The organism is Pseudomonas sp. UF-293 (assembly GCF_058245595.1).
In genome coordinates this window covers 1-1115 of the sequence record NZ_JBSICA010000067.1, presented here as the reverse complement: position 1 = coordinate 1115, position 1115 = coordinate 1, and the positions used below count along the sequence as shown (strand labels likewise).

Sequence of the window (1115 nt, the reverse complement as noted above, 5' to 3'; positions counted from 1 at the left end):
CTGGCGCTGAACCGTTTCGACGGCGTCGCCCCGGATTTCACCGCGCACGCTCGCGTCACCGCCGAGGCGGACCGACGCTTTTACACCCGTGAATATTTTCTCGAAGTCGCCCCGGCCGATTTCGTCGAGCGCCACCTGAGCACACTGGTCGACCTCGGCAAGGATCAGAGCCGGCGCATGAAAGACGTGCTCGACGGCCCGCTGCTCAGCGGCAAGCGCGGCATCAACGATCTGATCGACCGTCCGGCCATGGACGAGGTGCTGAACAGTCATCGCGACAACCTCGGACGCTGGAATCGCCTGCTCGAACGCATCACCGCCGATCGCGCGCAACTGCTGTGCGCCGGGCGTTTCCATCGCTCGGCGTGGTATTTCGACGGGCAAGTGCAGATCGATCAGGCGCTCGCCAGCGAATATGCCTGTCTCAAGGACATCGGCCGCAGCGACGCGGCCAATGAGCAAATGCTCGGATACCTCGAGCAACACCCGCAACTGACCCGCCCGCTGTTCTACACCTTGCCGCTGCGTTTGCAGACCGAACAGGCCGGGCAATATTCAACGCTGTTCAACGCTGGCATGGCGATGTTCAACAACCTGCCGGACTGGCTGGCCAAATTGCAGAGCATCGAGCAGCCGCAGTTGCCCGCGCTGGACGACCTGCCGGCACACAGCCGAGTCCTCGCCGATGCCGTGCAAGACACCTACAGCCCGGCGCTGAACCTCGGCCTGAGCCGGGCGCTGGAAGGCTTCGATCTTGCCGGCGAGAAAATCCCCGACCTCGACGAACTGTTCCAGCGCTTACCCAAAGCCCTGCGCCTGCGCGTCTTCGACGCCGCGCGAACCAGCGGCGTGACCTTCACCGTGTCCACCCCGGCGGAACAAGCGGCGCTGCAAGCCACGATCAAGGAAGTGCTGCGCGAACGCGACTACCTGAAAACCCTCAACCGCGAACGCAACCAGCTCACCCACAACAAAAACCGCCAGGGCCACAAAACCGCCCGGGCGATGGAATTGCAGCAGGAAATCGTCCGCGTGCGCACGCAATTGGCGCTGTTCGAAGGCCGCCTTGCGGCAGCGTTAAGCCCGATTGACGAACTGCCGGATCGCTCGGCCCG

General features: G+C 63.8%; 1 pseudogene. It reads left to right on the top strand.

From position 1 onward, the window contains the following. Positions 1-1115 (top strand): annotated as a pseudogene (locus tag AC4IHP_RS27795) (toxin VasX); the annotation flags it as partial.